Source organism: Streptomyces sp. NPDC006197 (assembly GCF_040613865.1).
GTDB lineage: Bacteria > Actinomycetota > Actinomycetes > Streptomycetales > Streptomycetaceae > Streptomyces.
Genome location: NZ_JBEXSZ010000026.1, coordinates 22,740 through 43,393 on the forward strand (window position 1 = coordinate 22,740; position 20,654 = coordinate 43,393).

General features: G+C 73.0%; 15 protein-coding genes, 2 pseudogenes and 1 riboswitch. Of the genes and pseudogenes, 9 read left to right on the plus strand and 8 right to left on the minus strand.

All coding sequences use genetic code 11. From position 1 onward, the window contains the following. Positions 1-29: 29 nt before the first annotated feature. On the minus strand, positions 30-863 hold the full coding sequence (locus ABZ318_RS11295) for an MHYT domain-containing protein (protein WP_356902224.1): 834 nt from the start codon (positions 861-863) through the stop codon (positions 30-32). Between the two features lie 161 nt (positions 864-1,024). Between ABZ318_RS11295 and ABZ318_RS11300 the strand changes: the two genes are divergently transcribed. The 3 genes from ABZ318_RS11300 (at position 1,025) to ABZ318_RS11310 (ending at position 3,104) form a co-directional block, all read left to right on the plus strand. Next, positions 1,025-1,630, plus strand: a complete 606-nt coding sequence (locus tag ABZ318_RS11300; protein ID WP_356902225.1) for a methyltransferase domain-containing protein — start codon at positions 1,025-1,027, stop codon at positions 1,628-1,630. A 227-nt stretch (positions 1,631-1,857) separates the two neighbouring features. Continuing rightward, positions 1,858-2,193, plus strand: coding sequence for a hypothetical protein (locus ABZ318_RS11305; protein WP_356902226.1), 336 nt, complete (start codon positions 1,858-1,860; stop codon positions 2,191-2,193). A 98-nt stretch (positions 2,194-2,291) separates the two neighbouring features. Then, positions 2,292-3,104, plus strand: a complete 813-nt coding sequence (locus tag ABZ318_RS11310) for a hypothetical protein (protein WP_356902227.1) — start codon at positions 2,292-2,294, stop codon at positions 3,102-3,104. 172 nt (positions 3,105-3,276) lie between these two features. Here the strand turns inward: ABZ318_RS11310 and ABZ318_RS11315 are convergent, their stop codons facing one another. Beyond that, entirely contained in the window at positions 3,277-3,822 is a 546-nt protein-coding gene (locus ABZ318_RS11315) for an MOSC domain-containing protein (RefSeq protein ID WP_356902228.1), read from the minus strand. 89 nt (positions 3,823-3,911) lie between these two features. Beyond that, positions 3,912-5,000, minus strand: coding sequence for an acyl-CoA desaturase (locus ABZ318_RS11320; RefSeq protein WP_356902229.1), 1,089 nt, complete (start codon positions 4,998-5,000; stop codon positions 3,912-3,914). Between the two features lie 250 nt (positions 5,001-5,250). Between ABZ318_RS11320 and ABZ318_RS11325 the strand changes: the two genes are divergently transcribed. After that, positions 5,251-8,283 (plus strand): DEAD/DEAH box helicase, encoded by a 3,033-nt coding sequence (locus tag ABZ318_RS11325; RefSeq protein ID WP_356902230.1) that lies wholly within the window; start codon positions 5,251-5,253, stop codon positions 8,281-8,283. Beyond that, positions 8,280-9,686 carry an SWF or SNF family helicase gene (locus ABZ318_RS11330; protein WP_356902231.1) on the plus strand — a complete coding sequence of 469 codons (1,407 nt, stop codon included), beginning with the start codon at positions 8,280-8,282 and terminating at the stop codon, positions 9,684-9,686. Before ABZ318_RS11325 ends, ABZ318_RS11330 begins: the two co-directional genes overlap by 4 nt. Here the strand turns inward: ABZ318_RS11330 and ABZ318_RS11335 are convergent. Together ABZ318_RS11335 and ABZ318_RS11340 are read right to left on the minus strand one after the other, a co-directional pair. Continuing rightward, entirely contained in the window at positions 9,667-10,587 is a 921-nt protein-coding gene (locus ABZ318_RS11335) for a hypothetical protein (RefSeq protein WP_356902232.1), read from the minus strand. The genes ABZ318_RS11330 and ABZ318_RS11335 overlap by 20 nt on opposite strands. Positions 10,588-10,907: 320 nt before the next feature. Continuing rightward, complete coding sequence (locus tag ABZ318_RS11340) at positions 10,908-11,762, minus strand: tetrahydrofolate dehydrogenase/cyclohydrolase catalytic domain-containing protein (protein WP_356902233.1); 855 nt, start codon at positions 11,760-11,762, stop codon at positions 10,908-10,910. 28 nt (positions 11,763-11,790) lie between these two features. Then, positions 11,791-11,898, minus strand: a riboswitch (ZMP/ZTP riboswitch). A gap of 233 nt (positions 11,899-12,131) precedes the next feature. Here ABZ318_RS11340 and ABZ318_RS11345 point away from each other — a divergent pair. Both ABZ318_RS11345 and ABZ318_RS11350 read left to right on the plus strand, forming a co-directional pair. Continuing rightward, entirely contained in the window at positions 12,132-13,481 is a 1,350-nt protein-coding gene (locus tag ABZ318_RS11345) for a GAF domain-containing protein (RefSeq protein ID WP_356902234.1), read from the plus strand. Between the two features lie 44 nt (positions 13,482-13,525). After that, positions 13,526-15,049, plus strand: a complete 1,524-nt coding sequence (locus ABZ318_RS11350) for an aldehyde dehydrogenase family protein (protein ID WP_356902235.1) — start codon at positions 13,526-13,528, stop codon at positions 15,047-15,049. Between the two features lie 1,517 nt (positions 15,050-16,566). Here the strand turns inward: ABZ318_RS11350 and ABZ318_RS11355 are convergent. From ABZ318_RS11355 to ABZ318_RS11365, 3 genes and pseudogenes are all read right to left on the minus strand, one after another. Further along, positions 16,567-17,097 (minus strand): hypothetical protein, encoded by a 531-nt coding sequence (locus ABZ318_RS11355; RefSeq protein ID WP_356902236.1) that lies wholly within the window; start codon positions 17,095-17,097, stop codon positions 16,567-16,569. Continuing rightward, positions 17,094-18,092: pseudogene (locus ABZ318_RS11360) on the minus strand (HAMP domain-containing sensor histidine kinase); the annotation flags it as partial. The gene ABZ318_RS11355 and the pseudogene ABZ318_RS11360, both read right to left, overlap by 4 nt. An 89-nt stretch (positions 18,093-18,181) precedes the next feature. Next, positions 18,182-18,309, minus strand: a pseudogene (locus ABZ318_RS11365) (IS5/IS1182 family transposase); the annotation flags it as partial. Between the two features lie 1,042 nt (positions 18,310-19,351). Between ABZ318_RS11365 and ABZ318_RS11370 the strand changes: the two are divergent. Both ABZ318_RS11370 and ABZ318_RS11375 read left to right on the plus strand, forming a co-directional pair. Next, positions 19,352-19,939 carry a hypothetical protein gene (locus ABZ318_RS11370; protein WP_356902237.1) on the plus strand — a complete coding sequence of 196 codons (588 nt, stop codon included), beginning with the start codon at positions 19,352-19,354 and terminating at the stop codon, positions 19,937-19,939. Then, entirely contained in the window at positions 19,936-20,346 is a 411-nt protein-coding gene (locus tag ABZ318_RS11375; protein ID WP_356902238.1) for a hypothetical protein, read from the plus strand. The genes ABZ318_RS11370 and ABZ318_RS11375 overlap by 4 nt, the downstream gene beginning before the upstream one ends. The last annotated feature ends 308 nt before the right edge of the window (positions 20,347-20,654 follow it).

Genomic DNA, 20,654 nt, shown 5'->3' on the forward strand with positions numbered 1-20,654 from the left:
GCGTGGCGTGGGGTACGCCAGGGGTCGGATCAGGTCATGGGCGTGTGGGCCGCTTCCCCGGCGCGGAAGCCGGGCGGTGCGACGTCGACCGCGCGTTCGTCCGGTTCGGTGAGACGTCCGGCCGAGGCGTACGCGGCGCGTTCGCCGGCCGTCGGGGTGAGGGCGACGAAGGCGGAGGTGATGAACAGGTACGAGCCGAGGCCGACGGCCAGGGGGAAGATGAACTGCATGAGCATGGCGCCCGGGAGAGGGGCGCCGGAGGGGACGACCTCGATCCGCACGGCGAACATGCCGGTGTAGTGCATGCTGGTGACGGCCGCGCCCATCACGAGCGAGGCGACGGCCACGGCCGCGGGCGCGTGGATGTTGAGGGCAGCCCAGAGGGCTGCCGTGGCGGCGACGACGGCGATCAGGACGGAGAGTCCGACGAGGAGCGGGTCGTACCGCACCTGACCGTGGAGCCGGAGTGCGGCCATGCCCATGTAGTGCATGCTCGCCACGCCGACGCCCGTGGTCAGACCGCCGATCAGGAGCGAACGGACCCGGTCGCGTCCGTAGCCGACGGCGAAGACGCCGACCCCGACGACGGCCATCGCCATGACGAGGCTGAGGAGGGTGAGCGGAACGTCGTAGCGGATGTCGGTGCCCGTCACGCCGAATCCGAGCATCGCCACGAAGTGCATCGTCCAGATGCCGGTGCCGATCGCGGAGGCGGCTGTGATCAGCCAGTTGCGCCGTGACCGGCCGGTCGCATCGAGCGCTCGCACGGTGCAGCGCAGCCCGAGGGCGGCGCCGATGCAGGCCATCGCGTACGACAGCGCGGGTGTCAGCCAGCCGAAGGTGGCGTGGTCCAGGTGTCCCATGGCCCAGGGACGCTAGTGCGCATCGGGGGGCGCACTGGGGGCGCATTTCGAAAGCTGCTGGAATATGACAGAGAGATGATCCCGAACGATCAGGCCGAGTTCGAACGGGCACGCAGAACGTTCACCCCTCCGGGTATCGAATCCTGCGAGATCATGAACGCATGAGCGATGACCCCACGCAGGTACGAGAATTCTTCGGCGCCCGCGCCGCCGACTGGGACAGCCGGTTTCCCGACGACGGTCCCGCATACGCCGCCGCCGTGGGCGAGCTCGGCCTGCGGCCCGGCGACGCGGTGCTGGACGCCGGCTGCGGGACCGGCCGGGCGCTCCCGCCGCTCCGGACCGCCGTCGGCCCCTCCGGCACGGTGCTCGGCGCCGACCTCACTCCCGAGATGATCGAACGGGCCGTCGCCGCCGGACGCGGCGGCGCGGAAGGCGGAACGCTGCTGCTCGCCGATGTCGGCCGGCTCCCGGTGCGCGACGGCGCGCTCGACGCCGTGTTCGGGGCGGGGCTCGTCTCGCACCTCGCGGACCCCGTCGCCGGGCTGCGGGAACTCGCCCGCGTCGTACGGCCCGGAGGTCGCCTCGCCCTCTTCCACCCGATCGGGCGAGCCGCCCTCGCGGCCCGTCACGGCCGACAGGTCACCCCGGACGACCTGCGCGCGGAGCCCCGGCTGCGCCCCCTGCTCGCCGAGGCCGGCTGGCGGCTCGTCGACTACGTCGACGAGGACGCGCGCTACCTGGCCCTCGCGGTCCGCGAGGCCTGAAGCCTCCGCCGCGGGCGAAAGGGCCTGTACGCGCCCGGCGAGGCGGCGGCGCCGGGACGCGGGATCCTCACGGGCCTGCGCGCCGCCCCGCCCCCGCTCACCGACCGAGCCCACCGGGCGCAGGCCCCCACATGCCCATCACCGATGCCAACGCCCCCTTCTTTACCGGCACTTCACTGTCTACCGTGGAGATGCCGGGCAGTCGTGCCCGGGAAAGGCGGCGGGCCGTGGCACGAGTTCCGGAAAGACTGCGCAGACTCCTCCCCTCCGGCCGGAAGGCGCCCGAGGCCGCCGCTCCGGCGCCACCGCACCCCCGCCAGGGGCACAACCTCTTCGAGGCGGCCGCCGAGTACGTGGCCGCCTGCGCCGAGGACGACCCGGCGCGGGCGGAGGAGGCGGCGAGCCGGGTCTCCCCCGGCATGCTCTCCTTCGGCGTGAACGAACTGGCCTGCCGCGCCCTGATCACCCTCGCGCGGGAACGGAACCAGTCCCCCCGCACCGTGGCCCGCTCACTGCTCGGCCTGCGTGACCAGTCGACCGCCCGGCAGGCCGGCGACGCGTGACGGGGCGCCCCGAAGGCGCGAGGTTCCGGGGCGGAGACCCTCGACGCGCGGGTTACCCACTGGTTAAGGTGCGCCGACGACCAGATGGGGAGGACACCGTGGCTGGGACGGACCCGATCGCCGAGGCCGACGCCGACGCGCTGTTTGTGCTGACCGCGGCACTGCTGACACCCGGGCGCTTCCCGAGCGTGCTCGGTGACGACTACCCGGCGGCCTGCGCCGCGCTGGGCCTGCGGCCGTACGCCGAGGGGTACGGGCTGGTGTTCGGCCAGGACGGGCACGGGGCCCGCTGGACGGTCGTCGTCGACGACGTGTCGCTCGTCGCGGTGGCCATCTCCTCCTGGGACTGCGGCATGGCCTACGACCTGTCCCCCGACGAGCGTTCGGTGGTCGCGGGACTGCCGGGCTGGCCGCTCCCCGTGGCGACCGTCGCCCCCGGCGTCCCCGCCCCGCACGACCCGGAGCCCGAAGAGGGCGATCCCGCGCCTCTGGTCCCGCCCTCCGGCGAGGAGTGGGGGCCGGCGCAGCGCCGGCTGGGCGCCGACGAGGTGGCGCTCCAGTGGGACGCCTGGCGGGCCCGGGTGGACGACGAGGGCACGGACGGAGGGCCGTCGTCGGCGGCCTCCGGCGCGGAGGCCGGCACCACGGCCTCCGGCCCGTACACCGGGGTCAGGAAGGCCCTGCACGAGCTGCGCGGCTATCTGGAGGAGCCGCCGCCGGTGGGCCGGGTGCGGTCGGCCTCCGGGATGCTGCGTGCCGACGGTCCTGGCTGGTCGCTCGTGGCCAAGGCCGACGACATGGCGTTCGTCCTCCTCGACGAGCTGCCGCGCGAGGTGCTGCCCGTCACACGGGGGCCACAGCTGCCCGCTCTCCTCGAAGCGCTCAACGCGATGGCCGTCCGCTCCTCCTGAGGACCCCCTCGACGCGATGGCCGTCCGCTCCTCCTGAGGGCCCCGCCCGTCCCTGGCGCGCTGGGTCGAGGAGGGTACGGCGCTGCCCTCGGACCGTACGATCGCGCGGCCCGCGAGCGGTGACGTGGTCGACTCCTGCGCCCTTGAGGGCTGATCAGGGGCTTCGGGCGCCTCAGACCCGCTCCAGCGGGCGGTGCGGCTCCGGCGGCAGTTCGGCCCGGATCGGGTCGCCGGGCCGCACCTCCCCGTCGGTGAGCACGACGCCCATGATGCCCGCCTTGCGCACGATCTCGCCGTTCTCGTCTCGGCCGAGGACCTGCTTGAGCAGGCCGTGCCGGAAGTCGTCGATCTGCGCACAGGGGTTGCGCAGTCCGGTGACCTCGACGACGGCCTCCGCCCCGAGGTGGAGGAGGGTGCCGGTGGGCAGGGAGAGGAGGTCGATCCCCCGGGTCGTGACGTTCTCGCCGAGGTCGCCGGGGGCGACCTGGAAGCCGGCGCCCGCGACCTCGTCGAAGAGCTCGGCGTGGATGAGGTGGACCTGACGGAGGTTGGGCTGGGTGGGGTCCTGCGCGACGCGGGACCGGTGCTTCACCGTCACGCCCGCGTGGACGTCGCCCTCCACACCGAGCCCCGCGAGCAGGGTGATGCCCTCCCGGTTGGGCTTGGTGAACGAATACGTGCCGTTGCTGCTGACCGTGGTGACGGTGCCGCTGGTCATGGTGAGAGCTCCCCCTTCTCTTCCGGCCCGGGGAGCGGCTCCCCGCCGCCTTCCGGACCGATGGTCACATCGCGCCTCGATGTACGACCCTACTCCGCGCCCTCGCCGCGGAGCGGCGCCCCCACCTCGTGCAGATGGCCGAGGGCCTGGCGGTACGAGTCCACGAAACCGGTCTCCGTGTACGGGACGCCCAGCGCGGCGCAGTGGGCCCGGACGACGGGCTGGGCCAGGCGGAGGTTCGGGCGCGGCATGCTCGGGAAGAGGTGGTGCTCGACCTGGTAGTTGAGCCCGCCGAGGAACCAGTCGGTCAGGGCGCCGCCCCGGATGTTGCGCGAGGTGAGGACCTGACGGCGCAGATGGCCCCAGCTGTCGCCGTCCGCGTGCTCGTCCGGCCGCTCCATGCCCTTGTGGTTGGGGGCGAAGGCCATGCCGAGGTGCACGCCGAGGAGCATCTGGTGGACGAGGGCGAAGACGAGGGCCTGGGCGGGCGTCAGGAGCGTGAGGAGCAGCGCCGCGTATCCGGCGAAGTGAGCGAGGAGGAGGGCGCCTTCGACGAGCCGCTCGCGCCGGTTGCGGCACGGGCCGTCCTTCGCCAGCAGGGCCTGGACTCCGTACACCTTGAGCGCGATGCCCTCCAGGGTGGTCAGCGGGAAGAACAGCCAGGCCTGGTGGCGGGTGAGGAACCCGCGCAGGCCCGTGCGGCCCGCCGTCTGGTGCTCGGCGAAGACGAGGACGTCGGCGGCGACGTCGGGGTCCTTGTCGAGGTGGTTGGGGTTGGCGTGGTGGCGGTTGTGCTTGTCGTTCCACCACTCCCGGCTCATGCCGAGCAGGAGGTTCGCGTGGACGAGCTGGAGGATGCGGCTCGCCCTGCGGTTGGCAGTGATCTGGGCGTGGCCGGCGTCGTGTCCGACGAAGGCGGCGCGTGCGGAGAACAGGGCGAGGGGGACGGCGAGGAGCAACGCCCACCAGGAGGGCCCGGTCAGGACGAGCCCGGCCACCACGGCGGCGATGCCGAGGAGGTTGACGACGATGCCGCGGGCGTACCAGCCGGGGCGGTGTTCGAGGAGGCCCTGTTCCCTGACCGTCCGCAGGAGGGGGCTGAACTCGCTGCCGCCCCGGGCGCGGGCGGGCGCCGCGACGGGGGCGGCGGCCGGGGGCAGGACGGTGGCCTGGGACATGGCGGGCTCCGGTTTCTGTCGGTCTTGCGCGAGGTTTGGGCGCCTACCGAGAACGTACGGATCCGTGATCGTCCGGGGCCATGGCGTCACCACCCGTCCACGGCCTGGGGCGCGCCGGGGTGCGGGGGTGGGGCAGTCCCCACCCCCTCAGGCCCCGTGACGCACGTCACTCAGGACAGGTGCGCGCCGGCCGGTCCCGTCGGGTATCCTCGGCGGCTCGGTCTCCAGGTAGTCAAATTTGAGGAATGCGTTGTCGCTCTCGTACGGACCCGCTGACCCGGCCCGCGAACCCGCCCCCGAAGCCTCCCGACTCTTCCGTCACTCCGCCGTCTTCCTGCCCGCCGACCCGCCCCGCGCCGGACGGATCGCCTTCTGGTCACCGGACGGGGAGCCCCTGCCCGTCACCGACGACCCCTCCCCCGGCGACACCGGGATCACCGTCGTCGACGGCGACCCGCTCCAGGCCGTGACCGTCGCCGCCCGCACCCTGTCCGTACGGGACGCCCTGCCGGTCCTCGCCCGCGCCCGGTTCTCGGACGCCGCCTCCCCCGCGACCGCGTTCTGGGGTGCCGCGTCCCTCTTCGCCCTGGACCTCGTCGCGCGCGGCCTGCTGCTGCCCGGCCTCACCCCCGGCGACCACGACGCGTGGCGCGTCGGTCCGCTCGGCCCGGGAGAACTGGCCGAACTCCGCACGCTCGCCGCGTCGATGCCGCCCGCCGCACACGCCGTGCCCCTGCCCGCCCCCGTACCGCCGTCCGACGACGCGCCCCTGTCCGACGACGAACCGCTGCTGTTGCCCGAGCCCGAGGCGCTGCTGCGTGCCTTCGCCGACGCGGTGGCCGACACGCTGCCCCGTACCCCGGCGGCCCCGCTGGCCGCCGGTGGGCCCGCCTTCGCGGCCGACGCACCGCAGACCGTTCCCGAGCAGCGGGCATGGGCCGCCGACGTGGCGGCCGTGCACGACGCCGGCGTACGGCTCTCGCTCCGGCTCGAACTGCCCGGCTTCACCACGGAATCCCGGGAGGCGCCCGCATTCCGGGCGGTGCTCCAGCTGCACGGGGTCGCCGACCCGACCCTGGTCGCGGACGCGGCGGAGGTGTGGGCGGGATCCGGCCGCGCCGGGGCCGCGTTCGGGCCCCGGGCCCGGATGGACGCCCTCCTCGCCCTCCGGCGTGCCGCCCGCGCCTGGCCTCCGCTGTCCCCGCTCCTGTCGGCGGCCGTGCCCGACACCGTCGAACTCGCCGACGAGGAGGTCGCGGAGCTCCTGGGCCCGGCGGCCACGGCCCTCGCGGCGGCGGGCGTCCAGGTCCACTGGCCCCGTGAGCTGGCCGACCGGCTCACCGCCCGCGCGGTGATAGGCCCGGAGGAGGCCGAAGTCGGCGCCGGGGACTCCGGGCGCGGAGGCTCTGGACTCGAAGGCTCCGGATTCGGGTACGACGTCGGTCTCGGTGCGGACCCCACGGGCGACTCGGACTCCACGGACGTCACCGGCGCCGCCCGCACCTCCGCGCTGCCCTCCTTCCTCGCCGCCGACTCCCTGCTCGCCTTCAACTGGCGCTTCGCCGTGGGCGACCACGAGCTCACCCGGGCCGAGCTCGACCGGCTCGCCGAGGCGGGACGGCCGCTCGTACGGCTGCGCGACCGCTGGGTCCTCGTCGATCCGGCCGAGGTGCGCCGGGCCCGGGCCCACCAGGACCGCAAGGTCACCCCGGTGGACGCCCTCTCGGCCGTCCTCACCGGCACGACCGAGGTCGACGGGCACCCCGTCGAGGTGGCCGCGACGGGCTGGCTGGAGCGCCTGCGGGAGCGGCTCGCCGAACCCGAAGGCGGCCGCCCGGAGATCTCACAGCCGGCGGCGCTCGCCGCGACCCTGCGCGACTACCAGCTGCGCGGTCTCGACTGGCTCCACCGGATGACCTCGCTCGGCCTCGGCGGCTGCCTCGCCGACGACATGGGACTCGGCAAGACGATCACGGTCATCGCCCTGCACCTGCACCGGCAGGTCGACCCGGCGTCCGCCGGGCCGACCCTCGTCGTCTGCCCGACCTCGCTCATGGGCAACTGGCAGCGGGAGATCGAGAAGTTCGCGCCCGGCACTCCGGTGCGCCGTTTCCACGGCGCGGCCCGTGACCTGGAGGAGGTCGCCGAAGGCGGCTTCGTGCTCACCACGTACGGCACCATGCGGCTGGACGCCGAGCGGCTCGCCGCCCGGAGCTGGGGGCTCGTCGTCGCCGACGAGGCACAGCACGTCAAGAACCCGTACTCGGCGACCGCCCGCCAGCTGCGGACCATCGGGGCACGCGCACGCGTGGCACTGTCCGGCACGCCGGTGGAGAACAACCTCTCCGAACTGTGGGCGATCCTCGACTGGACCACCCCGGGGCTCCTCGGCGGTCTGGGCGCCTTCCGGACCCGGTTCGCCGCCGCCGTCGAGGGCGGGCGGGACCCGGCCGCCGCCGCGCGGCTCGCCGCCCTCGTGCGCCCCTTCCTGCTGCGCCGGCGCAAGTCCGACCCCGGGATCGCCCCCGAGCTGCCGCCGAAGACCGAGACCGACCGGACCGTCTCCCTCACGCCCGAACAGGCCGGTCTGTACGAGGCGGTGGTGCGGGAGACCCTCGCGGCGATCGCCGAAGCCGACGGTATGGAGCGCCGCGGCCTCGTCGTGAAGCTCCTGACGGGGCTCAAGCAGATCTGCAACCACCCCGCCCAGTACCTCAAGGAGGAGCGGCCGACGATCGAGGGCCGCTCGGGCAAGCTGGAGCTGCTCGACGAACTCCTCGACACGATCCTCGCCGAGGGCGCGTGCACCCTGGTCTTCACCCAGTACGTGGGGATGGCCCGGCTCCTGGAGGCGCACCTCGCGGCGCGGGGCGTGCGGACGCAGTTCCTCCACGGCGGCACCCCGGTCGCCGAACGCGAAGCGATGGTCGCCCGCTTCCAGAGCGGGGACGTCCCGGTCTTCCTGCTCTCCCTGAAGGCCGCCGGGACGGGGCTCAACCTGACCCGCGCCGAACACGTCGTGCACTACGACCGCTGGTGGAACCCGGCCGTGGAGGCACAGGCCACCGACCGCGCGTACCGGATCGGGCAGGACCGGCCGGTGCAGGTCCACCGGCTCATCGCCGAGGGCACGATCGAGGACCGGATCGCCGCGATGCTCGACCGCAAGCGCGAGCTGGCGGACACCGTCCTCGGCACCGGCGGGGACACCCCGCCGGAACTGACCGAACTGACCGATGCCGAACTGGCGGAGCTGGTGCGGCTGCGAGGGGACGGACGATGAGCGAGTACGGACGAGGACGCGGCCACGGGCACGGGCACGGGGACGACGAGCGGACCTTCGAGGCGCTCCCACCGGCGCACGGCGGCGGGTTCACCCGCACCTGGTGGGGACGGGCCTGGTTGAAGGCCCTGGAGGACACGGCGCTCGACGGGCGACAGCTCAAGGCGGGACGCCGGCACGCGCGCGCGGGGGCGGTGGGCGCCGTCTCGGTGCGGCCCGGCCGGATCACCGCGATGGTCAAGGACCGCGACGGCACGGCGTACCGCGGCGACGTGCTGGTGCGGGAGTTCTCCGAGGAGCAGTGGGAACGGCTCCTCGACCTCGCCGTGGGCAGCGCGGGCCACATCGCCGCGCTCCTCGACCGCGAGATGCCGCCGCACCTGGTGGAGGACGCGGCGGCGGCCGGGCTCGACCTGCTGCCGGGCATCGGGGACCTCGACGCGGAGTGCGGCTGCGAGGCCTGGGACCACTGTCCGCACACGGCGGCGCTCTGCTATCAGGTCGCCCGCCTCCTCGACGAGGACCCCTTCGTGCTCCTGCTGATGCGCGGACGGGGCGAGCGCCTCCTTCTGGAGCAGCTGCAGGCGCGCAGTGCCGCACGGGCGGCCGCGCCGTCCGCGCGTGGCGGGGCGGGGACCGGCGGCGCGCCGGGCGGCAGGACCGAAGAAGCCGGCGGGATGCCCGGCGTGTCGGCCGAGGAGGCGTTCGCGGCGGGTTTCCTCGTGCCGCCGCTGCCCGCCCCTCCGGTCGCCCCGGCCGTGCCGGGTCGGCCGCCGTCCCTGGACACGGACACGCCGCCGGAACCGGGGGTCGACCCCGCGGCCCTCGAGTTCCTCGCGGCCGACGCGGCGGCACGCGCGCACCGGCTGCTCGGCGAGTTGACGAGCGGCGGGGGCACGGCCGCTCCGGGCGGAGCGAGCCTGCCGCGTCTGCCCCTCCTGACGGTCGCTCAGGACGCGGTACGACTCGCGGCGGGCGCCCCCGCTCCCTCGATCGCGGCACGGCTCGCCGACGGCTCGGGCAGGTCGCGGGCGGAGCTGGAGCCGGCCACGCGCGCGTGGCGGTTCGGCGGCGCCGCCGCCCTCGCCGTACTGGACGAGGAATGGACGCCGGACGCCGAGGCACTGGAACGGGCCGCGGTCCGGCTCGCCGGGGCGTGGGCGGAGGACGATCGCCCGGCGCTGCGGCGCGCGGGCGGCGCACGGTGGACGGCCGTGGGCGCCGATGCGCAGCTGCGGCTCGGCGAGGACGGGCGCTGGTGGCCGTACCTGAAGGCCGGGGCCCGCTGGTCCCCGGCCGGCCCGCCGGACCACGACCCGGCGGCGGCCCTGGCGACGGCGCTCGCCGCTGGTGCCGGTGAAGCCGGTGCCCCCGGGCCCGGTGCTATTGGAGCCGGTGGCTGAGCGTGCCGCTGGTGGCGGCCAGGCTGCAGGCGACGGTGTCCTCGCCGAGGAGGAAACTCGTCCGGTACGGGTACTGGACGAAGGTCGTCCAGCGCGTGCCGAGCGGCTGCCGGGCGGCCTTGCGGCGAAGCGGTTCGCGGCAGAGCACGGTGGCCGCCTCGCGTACCGCCTCATCGGTGGCGAAGGCGCCGACCAGACGGGGGCGGGCAACGAGTTCGCCCTGGTGCGGCGTGTCGCAGCGCCGCCGGAGGGCGGTGCCGGGCGCGTCGCGGTCGATGTCGAAGCAGTCGCCGACGCGCAGCGCCTCGTAGGAGACGGGTCGCTCGGGCGCCGGAGCGCCCGTCGGGCGACCGGACGGGGTGGCGCCGGGGGCGGGGGCGGTGCTCCGGGACCGGGAAGGGACCGGTGACGTACTGCCCTGCTGATGCCTGGCTCGGTCCCCGGCTGCCGTTCGCTGCGGCGTGGCGCTCGTCGTCGTGGAGTTCGCGGGCGTTCCAACGCTCGGCGTGTCGGCCTCCCCCGCTCCGGCCGTCGCGGTGGGGGCGGACTGTCCCGGCTCGCCGGTGACGACGGGGGACGGCGTGCCGACCGGGTCCCCGCCCGGTGGGCCGTCGGCGAGTCCGCCGCCTGCCGCCCCGCCCCGTGCGGTCAGGAATGCGCCGGCCACCAGGGCGGCCGTGAGCAGCGGCACGAGCGGCACGCCGAACCAGCGGGCGCGCCGCGCCGCCGGTCCCGGCCGGGCCGCGCCGAGCCGCACGAAGCGGGCCGACCACGCGGACTCGGCAGCGGTCGCGAGGCGCTCGACCGCGAGGGACTCGATCGGACGGCGCAGGGCGGAGTCGGGTGCGGTCGAGCCGGGTGCGGTCGAGCCGGTCGGGTTCGGACTCGTCGAAGAGACCATGCCAGTGGGACCCGGGTCAGTCGGATCCATCCCAGTCGGATCCGTCTCAGTCGGATCCGTCTCAGTCGGATCCGTATCGGTGGAAGTCGACGAGCCCGTATCGGTATCGGTGGGACGGGACGGGCCCGGGCTGCCCGGTCCGGGCGGCGGAGTGGCGGTCGGCGGGTGGGACACAGGGATCAGGTTCGCCGTTCGGCGGCGGCGCGGCCAGCTTTCACCGGCCGCCGGGCTCGACCTGTACAGAATCGTGACGATCGCCGACCGCGCGCGCTCGCACCCCCACCGCTCCACCGTCATCGCCACCGCCCGGTCACAGCCGTCTACAGGCCGAGCTGGCGCTCCGCGCCCTCGACCGTCTGGGCGAGGAGCACGGCGATGGTCATGGGGCCGACACCGCCGGGGACCGGGGTGATGAGGGAGGCGCGCTCGGCGGCCGACGCGAAGTCGACGTCGCCGATGTTGCCCGGGTTGTAGCCGGCGTCGATGACGACGGCGCCCGGCTTGATGTCCTCGCCCTTGATGAAGTTCGGCTTCCCGACGGCGGCGACGAGGACGTCGGCCCCACGGACCACCGAGGAGAGGTCCTGGGTGCGGGAGTGGCAGTAGGTGACGGTGGCGTCGCGGCCGAGGAGGAGCAGTCCGGCCGGCTTGCCCAGGATGGCGCTGCGGCCCACGACGACGGCGCGCTTGCCGCTGAGTTCGACGTCGTAGGCGTCGAGGAGGCGCATGATGCCGCCGGGCGTGCAGGAGACGAAGCCGGGCAGCCCGAAGCCCATGGCGGCGAAGGAGGCCATGGTGACGCCGTCGACGTCCTTCTCCGGGGCGATGGCCTCGAAGGCGGCGCGCTCGTCGATGTGGGGGCCGACCGGGTGCTGGAGCAGGATGCCGTGGACCTCGGGGTCCTCGGACAGGGCGGTGACCGCGGCGACGAGCTCCTCGGTCGTCGTCTCGGCGGGCAGTTCGACGTGCTTGGAGCGGATTCCGGCCTTCGCGCAGCGGTTCTGCTTCATCTTCACGTACGTGACGGAGGCCGGGTCCGCGCCGACCAGGACGGTCGCGAGGCACGGCGTGACGCCGGTGCGGCGGGTGATCTCGGCGGCTCGGGCGGCGGTCTCCTCGACCGTACGGCGGGCGAGGGCCGTGCCGTCCATGAGGGTGGCGGTGCTGGTGGACATGGAAACTCCTGGGCGTCGTCTCTGACCGGTGGTTCGCCCAGGCGCACGGCATCGGCACGGTCGCGCCGTTGCGGCACGCTCCGCCGGGCCGCTCCCCGGTGGTGATCCACCTCAAGCGCCAGTCACGGCCCGGACCCCACTCTACGTGAGCGGCGGGGGGCCGGTCCCGGACAGGGTGCGCATGCCGTGGTGCGAGGTGGCTTGTCGGGCGCCCGCGGGCGCACCACGATGAGCGCGACGGGCCGGGACGACCTCGACGAGGAGGCCGAGTTGAGCGATGCGTGGATGGCCGTGGAGCCACGGCCGGAACGGGCACCGGCGGCGGGTCCGGGAGCGGAAGCGACTCCCCGCCCGAAGGTGGGCCGGGGTGTGACGACCACCGGGAGTGCACCGGCAGACCGGGGCACGGGCACCGGCCGAGGCTCCGACGGACACGCGGGCACCGGCCGAGGCGCCGACGAACGCACGGGCGCCAACGGGGGCACACGCACGGACGCCCACCGGGGCACGGACGCGGACCTGCCCGTCCGGCAGGCCCGCCCGCTGGTGGCCGCGTCCTGGCGCCGGTCCGTACGCGCGCGCGTGAGCCCTGACGGGGCGGCGCGGGTGGAACTGGACGAGGACGAGCTCGCCGCGTGCCGGGAAGCCCATCCCCTCTCCGCGGCGATGCCGGTGATCCGGGAGCTGATGGGGGCGTACGCGACGGACGGCGAGCATCTTCTCGCGGTCTGCGACGCCGCCGGACGCATGCTCTGGGTCGAAGGGCACCCGGGCACCCTGCGCAGGGCCCGGGGGATGAACTTCGTCGCCGGGGCCCGCTGGTCGGAGGCGGCGGCCGGGACGAACGCGCCGGGCACCGCCCTGGCCGTCGACCGGCCGGTGCAGGTCGTCGCCTCCGAGCACTTCCGGCGTCCGGTGCGGGCGTGGACCTGTGCCGCGGCCCCCGTGCACGACCCGCACAGCGGGCGCGTGATCGGCGCGGTCGACATCACCGGCGGGGAGCGACTCGCGCACCCGCACAGCCTCGGTTTCGTCCAGGCGGTGGCCCGCGCGGCCGAGTCCCAGCTGGCCCTGCTCGGACCGGCCCCGGACCCGGAGCGGGTCAGGCTGTCGGCGCTCGGCCGGGACGAGGCGGTGCTCTCGGTGGGCGGGCGGCGGCTGCGGCTGAGCCGTCGTCACAGCGAGATCCTGGTGGTCCTCGCACACCGGCCGGAGGGGGTGGGCGGCGACGAACTCCTCACCCTCCTGTACGAGGACGGGTCGGTCACGCCGGTGACGCTGCGGGCGGAGCTGTCCCGGCTGCGCGCGCTGCTCGGTCCCGACGTGCTGCGATCGCGGCCGTACCGGCTCGCCGCGCCCGTGGACGCGGACTTCGCGACGGTCGACCGGAAGCTCGCGTCGGGGGCCGTCGCGGCGGCGGCCGGGGAGTACGCGGGCCCGTTGCTCCCCGCGTCGACCGCGCCCGGGGTCGTACGGCTGCGGGAGCGGCTCGCGGACCGGCTGCGGGCGGCGCTGGTGGACCGGGCCGATCCCGGGCTGCTCGCCGACTGGGCGTACAGCGCGTGGGGCGAGGACGACGTGGTGGTCTGGCGGGCGCTGTGCGCGGCGGTGCCGGCGCCGCAGCTTCCTCCCGTACGGGCGAGGCTCGACTCCCTGGAGGCGGAACTGTCCGCCGGTGCAACGGACTTGCAACGTACGGTTCATCACACTCGGACGTGAACGCCGGTCAGGGACGGCCGGCGCGTCCGAGGGAGGCCATGCCCATGACCCGTTACGCCGCACCCGGTACCGAGGGCGCGCTCATGTCGTACCAGGCCCGCTACGACCACTGGATCGGCGGCGAGTACGTCGCCCCGGCGGGCGGCCGCTACTTCGAGAACCCCAGCCCGATCGACGGCCGCCCCTTCACGGAGGTCGCGCGCGGCACCGCCGAGGACGTGGAACGCGCCCTCGACGCGGCGCACGCGGCGGCCCCGGCATGGGGGCGGACCGCGCCGGCGGAGCGGGCGGCCGTCCTGCTGCGGATCGCGGACCGCATGGAGAGCAACCTCGAGGCGCTGGCGGTCGCCGAAACGTGGGACAACGGCAAGCCGGTCCGGGAGACGCTCGCCGCGGACATCCCGCTCGCGATCGACCACTTCCGCTACTTCGCGGGGGCGCTGCGGGCCCAGGAGGGCGCGCTGAGCGAGATCGACGACGACACCGTGGCGTACCACTTCCACGAGCCGCTGGGCGTCGTCGCGCAGATCATCCCGTGGAACTTCCCGATCCTGATGGCGGTCTGGAAGCTGGCCCCGGCGCTGGCCGCGGGCAACGCGGTGGTCCTCAAGCCGGCCGAACAGACCCCGGCCTCGGTGCACTTCTGGCTGAGCCTGGTCGCGGACCTGCTGCCGCCGGGTGTACTGAACGTCGTCAACGGCTTCGGGGAGGAGGCCGGCAAGCCGCTGGCATCCAGCCCGCGCGTGGCGAAGATCGCCTTCACGGGCGAGACGACGACAGGCCGACTGATCATGCAGTACGCCTCCGAGAACCTGAAGCCGGTCACGCTCGAACTCGGCGGCAAATCACCCAACATCTTCTTCGACGACGTCTCGTCGGCCGACGACGACTTCCGCGACAAGGCCCTCGAAGGCTTCACGATGTTCGCCCTCAACCAGGGCGAGGTCTGCACCTGCCCCTCGCGCGCCCTCGTCCAGCGCGGCCACTATGCCGACTTCCTGGAAGCGGCGATCGCCCGCACGGAGAAGATCGTCCCGGGCCACCCCCTGGACACCGACACGATGATCGGCGCGCAGGCCTCCGCCGACCAGCTCCGCAAGATCCTCTCCTACCTGGAGATCGGCCAGAAGGAGGGCGCGAAGATCCTGACGGGCGGCCAGATCGTCGAACACGGTGGCGAGTTGGCGGGCGGCTACTACGTACAGCCGACCGTATTCGAGGGCGACAACCGCATGCGGATCTTCCAGGAGGAGATCTTCGGCCCGGTGGTGGCGGTGACCTCCTTCACCGACTTCGACGACGCGATCCACACGGCCAACGACACGCTCTACGGCCTCGGCGCCGGCGTCTGGACCCGCGACACGAACACCGCCTACCGCGCGGGCCGCGCGATCCAGGCGGGCCGCGTCTGGACGAACTGCTACCACGCCTACCCGGCCCACGCTGCCTTCGGCGGCTACAAGCAGTCGGGCATCGGCCGCGAGACCCACAAGATGATGCTGGAGCACTACCAGCAGACGAAGAACATCTTTTGTAGCTACTCCCCGAAGGCAGTGGGGTTCTTCTAGCGTCCCAAGTCTGGATGCCGACACGGAAATTGCTCACCAGGGCCGGCCGAGATAACTGCTCTGGTTCGTCACGTCACGTAGTCGAATCGGCCGCCCAGCTCACACCTGCGGACCAGTCACGGACCAGATTTCCGTCCGGCGAGCCAGCCGGCAACCCTCTGACAGGCGTGGTAGCAGATGTAGCGGGACGGTGCAGCTTCCACAGCGCGGCGTCTTCGCCCCGAACCTCCCCGTGGTCCCCGCGCGAGCGAGGGTGTTCCGTGCGCTACCCGCAAGGTTGGTCCCCACGCGAGTGGGGATGTTCCTGGGATCGCGTCATCCTGGCCCAGATGCCGTCACTCGCTGGAGTGACTGAGGGTCCCAATACCCTGATCACGCAGGACTGCGAACAAAGTCAACTCGGCGGTCACCCGTGAAGGCTGCCAAGGATCGAAGCCACCATGCTCATGTAGGTACTCGGCGATCGACTCGGTAGCCCTCTGTAACATTCGCGCGCACTTGCTGGGTCGGCCACGGCATTGCGGGGCTCTCGATCTCAATGTCTTGCTGGGAGAATCTGGGGAGTACGAGCGGCTCTGGGGAGCGCCTGGGGAGAATCGGCTACACGAAGCAGGCAGCCCTGAAAGACACCGAAAGGTTCGTCTGCGCAGGTCAGAGACAGCGATGATCCCATCACCGCAGGTCAGGGCATCCCGGTAGACAACTTCATGACGTATGTGCCGAGGTCGTGAGTAGGCGAGGCCGCCTGGATCTGATGGCACAGCAGGTGACTGACCAGTCCAGCTGGGCACGGCGAATAGCAGCTTCCGCTCTCAGCATGCCAGACGTCATTGACAACGACGACATAACTCATGGCTGGGCCCCCTACGAATCAGCCGCTCCCGGGCTGTTGCTGACCCTGCAAGTGCAGCGGCACGGTTGAGACGCTCGCCTTTGAAGAATCCCAGTTGAGCGAGCCCGTGCAGGGCGCGGCTATTTCCGGCCGCCGCTGCTGCGTGTGCCAGGTCCGCGGCGCCCTGATGGTGACCTCGTCCTTCGCTGTGCCATGACATCCGCTTGGGACCTTTCGAGTGCTTCGCAGCGGCGGCCACGCTGTAGAAGCACGTGGCAGTGGCGTGGTCACGGAGGTCTGATCTTTCGCGCGCGAAGGCCACCAGGGCATCAGCCTCAGCGTTGGATCGAGGCATGCTCCGTGGAGCTCTGTCGGCACCGCCACTCGTTTGTGTGCCGGCTCGCCCCCTCCGGGCCGTCGATCAGGGGCCCACTCCGTACCGACCAAGATCCGGGCCATACGCGGACCAGCCGCCTGCAGCTTGGCCGAATCGTGGCCGTTTCCGCTGGTCAGCGGCCATGCGAGGCTGTACCACCAGCACACCAAGAACGTCCTCCAGAGCTACAGCCCCAAGAAGCTCGGATTCTTCTGACCGCTCCTCTCAGAGGTGACATGGCCTTCGGCAAACCGACGGCCGATGCCACCGGCGCCTGCCGGCAGGGGGGCGGTCAGCCGGTCACCGGGGTCACCGTGCCGTTCGGGCCGCAGCGGACGGTCCACGGGCTCCCGGAGGGTGTGAGGTTCTCGTGGATGCGGATGTCGACCCGTGTCGCGGCGCGGGCTCCCGGCACGTGGGCGTGGGCGGCGGTGCAGGCCGTTGGGTGACGGCCGTGACGTCGAGGTCGCCGCTGCCGACGGCGCGGGGCACGTAGAGGTCGACGGCACCGTCGGTGGCGGTCGCGGTGAGTCGGCCGGCCATCGGCGGGACCTGGGTGACCAGGCCGCGTTCCCGTTCGGCGGGGGTGGGGCCCTCCAGGAGCAGGTCGAGGGCCTGTTGGGGGCTGAGCGGTCGGTCGGTGGGACGGTCGACCGCACGGATGCCGTACGGGCCGGCGAAGTAGAGCTGCACCGTCCGGGCTTCCGTCCCCGGTCGCTGGATGCCGGAGGCCGGGGCTCCGGCCGGAACCGTGTCGGTCGGGGTGATCCCGCAGCCGCCGGCCGTCAGGACGGTGAGCAGTGCGGTTGCGGCGGTACGTGCGGTGTTGTGGCGGGTCATCGTGGTTCCGACGGGGGTGAGGTGGCGAGCGGGAGGGTGAGGGTGAACACGGCTCCGGCCCCCGGGGCGTTGGCGGCGGTCAGGGTGGCGCCGTACAGCAGCGCGTTCTCGTGGGCGAGGGCGAGGCCGAGGCCGCTGCCCTCGGAGCGGGTGCGGGCGGTGTCGACCTTGTAGAAGCGGTCGAAGACGTGGGGCAGGGCATGGTCGGGAATGCCGGGGCCATGATCGGTCACGGTGAGGACGGCCGTGCCGTCCTCCGCTCGTGCGCGGACCGTGACCGGCGGGCGGCCGTGGCGGAGGGCGTTGCCCACGAGGTTGGCGAGGATCACGTCGACGCGCCTCGGGTCGGCGTGGACGGGAACAGGCCCGGCGAGATCGACGGTGACGCTCTCGTCGTCGTCCCAACCGCGCAGGTGGAGGGTCTTGGCGACGAGGATGCACAGGTCGACGTCCTCGGCGCGCAGCGGCGCGGTCTTGGCATCGAAGCGGGAGACCTCCATCAGGTCCTCGACCATGCGGGCGAGGGTGCGCGTCTCGTCGCTGATGAGGCGTACGGCGTCGGCGGTGTCGGGCGGCAGGGTCCCGGAGGCCGCGTCCTCGTCGAGGACCTCGGTGACCGCGGTCATGGCGGCGAGCGGAGTGCGGAGTTCATGGGCGACGACGGCGGCGAAGCGGCGTGCGCCCGCCTCCATGCGGCGCAGTTCGGCGTCGTCGCGTTCCAGGGCTGCCGCCATCGTGTTGAACGTCCTCGTCAGGTCGGCGAGTTCGTCGCCTCTCTCCGCCTCCAGGCGGGTGCCGAGTTCGCCGGCTGCGATGCGTTCGGCGCCGTCGTGCAGCCGGCGCACGGGTCGCAGCACACGGCGGGCCGCGACGAGGGCGGGCACGAGGGCGAGGACGAGAGCGGGGACGGCCGCCGCCCGGGCGGCGGTGAGCAGGGCCGCGATGTCCGCCTCGTCGTCGTCGAGCCGGAAGGAGGCGTAGACCGTCAGGCCCGACGGCGCGGGGGGTTCCGCGCCGAAGCCGCCCGGGACCCCGGCGTACTTCTCGTAGACCTCACGATCCAAGCCGGGCGGACGGCCGCCGGGTGCGCCTTGGCACTGAGGCCGCCGCGAGAGCGCCCGAGGGCGTGATCGGCAGGTTCGCGGCGTCCGACCGCCCCTCTTCCAGTGTTCCGGCGGCATGCTGATGGGCTCTGACGGCGGTGGAGTCGACCGATACGGTCCAGTCGATGTCCCCGTCGGCGTCCACCGCGGCCGGACTGCTGCGAGGATCCGTTCCCAGGTCCCGTCGACGGCCCGTCTGATCAGCCGTCTGCGCGCGGTCCGGAACGAGCTGAGTGGCCCGTCGAAGGGACACGCTTCCCCCTGATTCGCCGGTGAGGCAGGCGTGGCACAGGCAGCGGTCCGGATGCGGACGGTACGGCGCGATCTCGACGCGGTACCGGCGTGCGTTCCGTTCCAGCGTCGCGGAGACGTCCGCCGCGTAGTCCGCGCCGAGCCCGCCTCCGCGTCCTGTTTCACACAGCCGCTCCAAGAGGCGTGGGGTGTGGACGAGTTTCGGCCGGAAGCCGTGAAGATGGCGTGTCGCCGTATCGATGACGATCCACCGGCTGGTGTGCCGCTCGCGTCCGACCACCGTGACCCGATCATCCCCCGGACCCCAGTACACGCCGGCCACGTAGACCTTCGCCCCGCCCTTGAAGCACTTCGTCCCCGGGCGCAGTTCCTGGCCGCCGACTCCGCACCGACGCCAGGCCACGACGTTCGCCGCCACCGACCAGATCGGCTTCCGCCCGGGGACATCCGCCTCGGTCACTCGCCCCGCCTCCCTCGCCGACGCACCGCCTGGTCCGAAGCGGAAATCGTAGACCGGACGGTCACGGCCGCCCCGCCGGGCCCGTCTTCCTGGTCGGCGCTCGATGACCGAAGGGACACGCCCTGGCCGTGCACGGCCTGAGCAAACCCGTCCGACAATTTCGACGGCATTCCAAAAAGAAGTCACTCCACGAGACTCGACGCGGGTCGGCCGCGCGGCCACTCGTCGGCCACGATGAAGCACGAGCACGTCACGCAATGCCGACTATTATGTTCCCAACAGGGTCGAATCAACCGTCGAACCGTCACGCTCCCCGCATGTCAATCGTGGACATGCCATCCCAGGACGCTCGCCCAGGCTCGGCACTTTCGGACCGCGCTCGGTCGGGACCGCTTCGTCGCGGAGAGCCGGACGACTTTCCGTGGTCCTCCTCCTTCTGGTGAGCCTCCTCGGAATACCGGCCCTGGCCAGTGCCGCGCCGCTCTCCGCATCGACCCGCACGTTCGTGGTGGCGTCGAACGCGAACGACACGGCCGTGGCCCGGGCCCGGGCACGCTGGGGCGACCGGCGGCTCGACGAGGTCCCCTTCCTCGGTGCCCACAACGCGTTCACCAACTACGAGGACTCCCGTTGGAGTTCAGCGGCCCAGTCCGAGTCCGTACGTCACCAGCTCGACAACGGAGTGCGCGCCCTCAGCCTGGACACCCATTGGTACGAGCGCAGCACGTGGCTCTGCGTCGTCAGCTTCGGCAGCGACTGCCACCCGAGCGACGTCCACCTCTGCCCCGGCGAGTGCAAGACCTTCGCCGGGGTCACGTACACACTGCCCCGACAGTCCCTCCGGAGCAGCATGCAGACCGTGGTGGACTTCCTCGCAGCGAACCCCCAAGAAGTCGTGACCGTCTTCCTGGAGGACTACGTCAGCGCCCAGCAGCTCGGCAACCGCTCGGCCGGGTACGCGGCCTCGACCAGCTGCTCTTCCGGCCCGACGCATGGAACGTACGCCGGCAGGGGTGGCCGAGGATGAGCGACCTCGTCGGCTCCGGAAAGCGCCTGCTGATCTTCAGCGACGAGCCCGACCGTGAATACCTGGGTGTCATGTACGACAGGGCCTGGACCGTCAGCAACTTCTGGAGCCTCGGAGACCTCGGCAACGACCTCTCCTGCGTCAGCCGGTGGCCCGACGTGCCGTTGGACCGTGAGGAGCCGGGCTTCCGGCGGCTCTTCACCATGAGCCACCATCGGAACGTACCCACGGTCATCAACGCCGCCCTCGACAACGGAAGCAGGCTGCGCGACCGCATCGACCGGCAGTGCCGACCGGCGGCCGGCGGTCGCGATCCGAACTTCGTCTCGGTCGACTTCCACCGGGTGTCCGACGGCAGCGGCCACGCACCGGCTTCGATCGTCGCGGAACTGAACGCCCGGAACTGAATCCCTGTCGGAGCCCCTCCACGGCCCACCCGCCCCGGCCCTCGGCGGGTGGGCCGCCCTTGCCCGTGCCTTCGGACGACCGGCCCCGGAGCGGCCAAGACCGAAGGCGCCGGATCGTGGTGTTTTGCCGTGCCTGCGCCGACCATGGGAAGTGGCGCCGGAAGACACGGGAACCACGCCGCCCGTCCTCCCCCGCGCCACTCCAACGTCCGGGGCGGATGCACGACGGCGAACTGCGGCGTCGAGTGCCGGCCACCCGCCCTCGCGGAGGCCCCGCACCACGAAGGCGAAGCACACGTGGCAGCACG

Excerpts from the sequence above, each read along its gene's own strand:
- ABZ318_RS11295 (WP_356902224.1), bottom strand. The coding sequence starts at position 863 with ATGGGACACCTGGACCACGCCACCTTCGGCTGGCTGACACCCGCGCTG.
- ABZ318_RS11300 (WP_356902225.1), top strand. The coding sequence starts at position 1,025 with ATGAGCGATGACCCCACGCAGGTACGAGAATTCTTCGGCGCCCGCGCC.
- ABZ318_RS11315 (WP_356902228.1), bottom strand. The coding sequence starts at position 3,822 with ATGACCAGCGGCACCGTCACCACGGTCAGCAGCAACGGCACGTATTCG.
- ABZ318_RS11320 (WP_356902229.1), bottom strand. The coding sequence starts at position 5,000 with ATGTCCCAGGCCACCGTCCTGCCCCCGGCCGCCGCCCCCGTCGCGGCG.
- ABZ318_RS11330 (WP_356902231.1), top strand. The coding sequence starts at position 8,280 with ATGAGCGAGTACGGACGAGGACGCGGCCACGGGCACGGGCACGGGGAC.
- ABZ318_RS11335 (WP_356902232.1), bottom strand. The coding sequence starts at position 10,587 with ATGGTCTCTTCGACGAGTCCGAACCCGACCGGCTCGACCGCACCCGGC.
- ABZ318_RS11340 (WP_356902233.1), bottom strand. The coding sequence starts at position 11,762 with ATGTCCACCAGCACCGCCACCCTCATGGACGGCACGGCCCTCGCCCGC.
- ABZ318_RS11350 (WP_356902235.1), top strand. The coding sequence starts at position 13,526 with ATGACCCGTTACGCCGCACCCGGTACCGAGGGCGCGCTCATGTCGTAC.
- ABZ318_RS11355 (WP_356902236.1), bottom strand. The coding sequence starts at position 17,097 with ATGACCCGCCACAACACCGCACGTACCGCCGCAACCGCACTGCTCACC.
- ABZ318_RS11375 (WP_356902238.1), top strand. The coding sequence starts at position 19,936 with ATGAGCGACCTCGTCGGCTCCGGAAAGCGCCTGCTGATCTTCAGCGAC.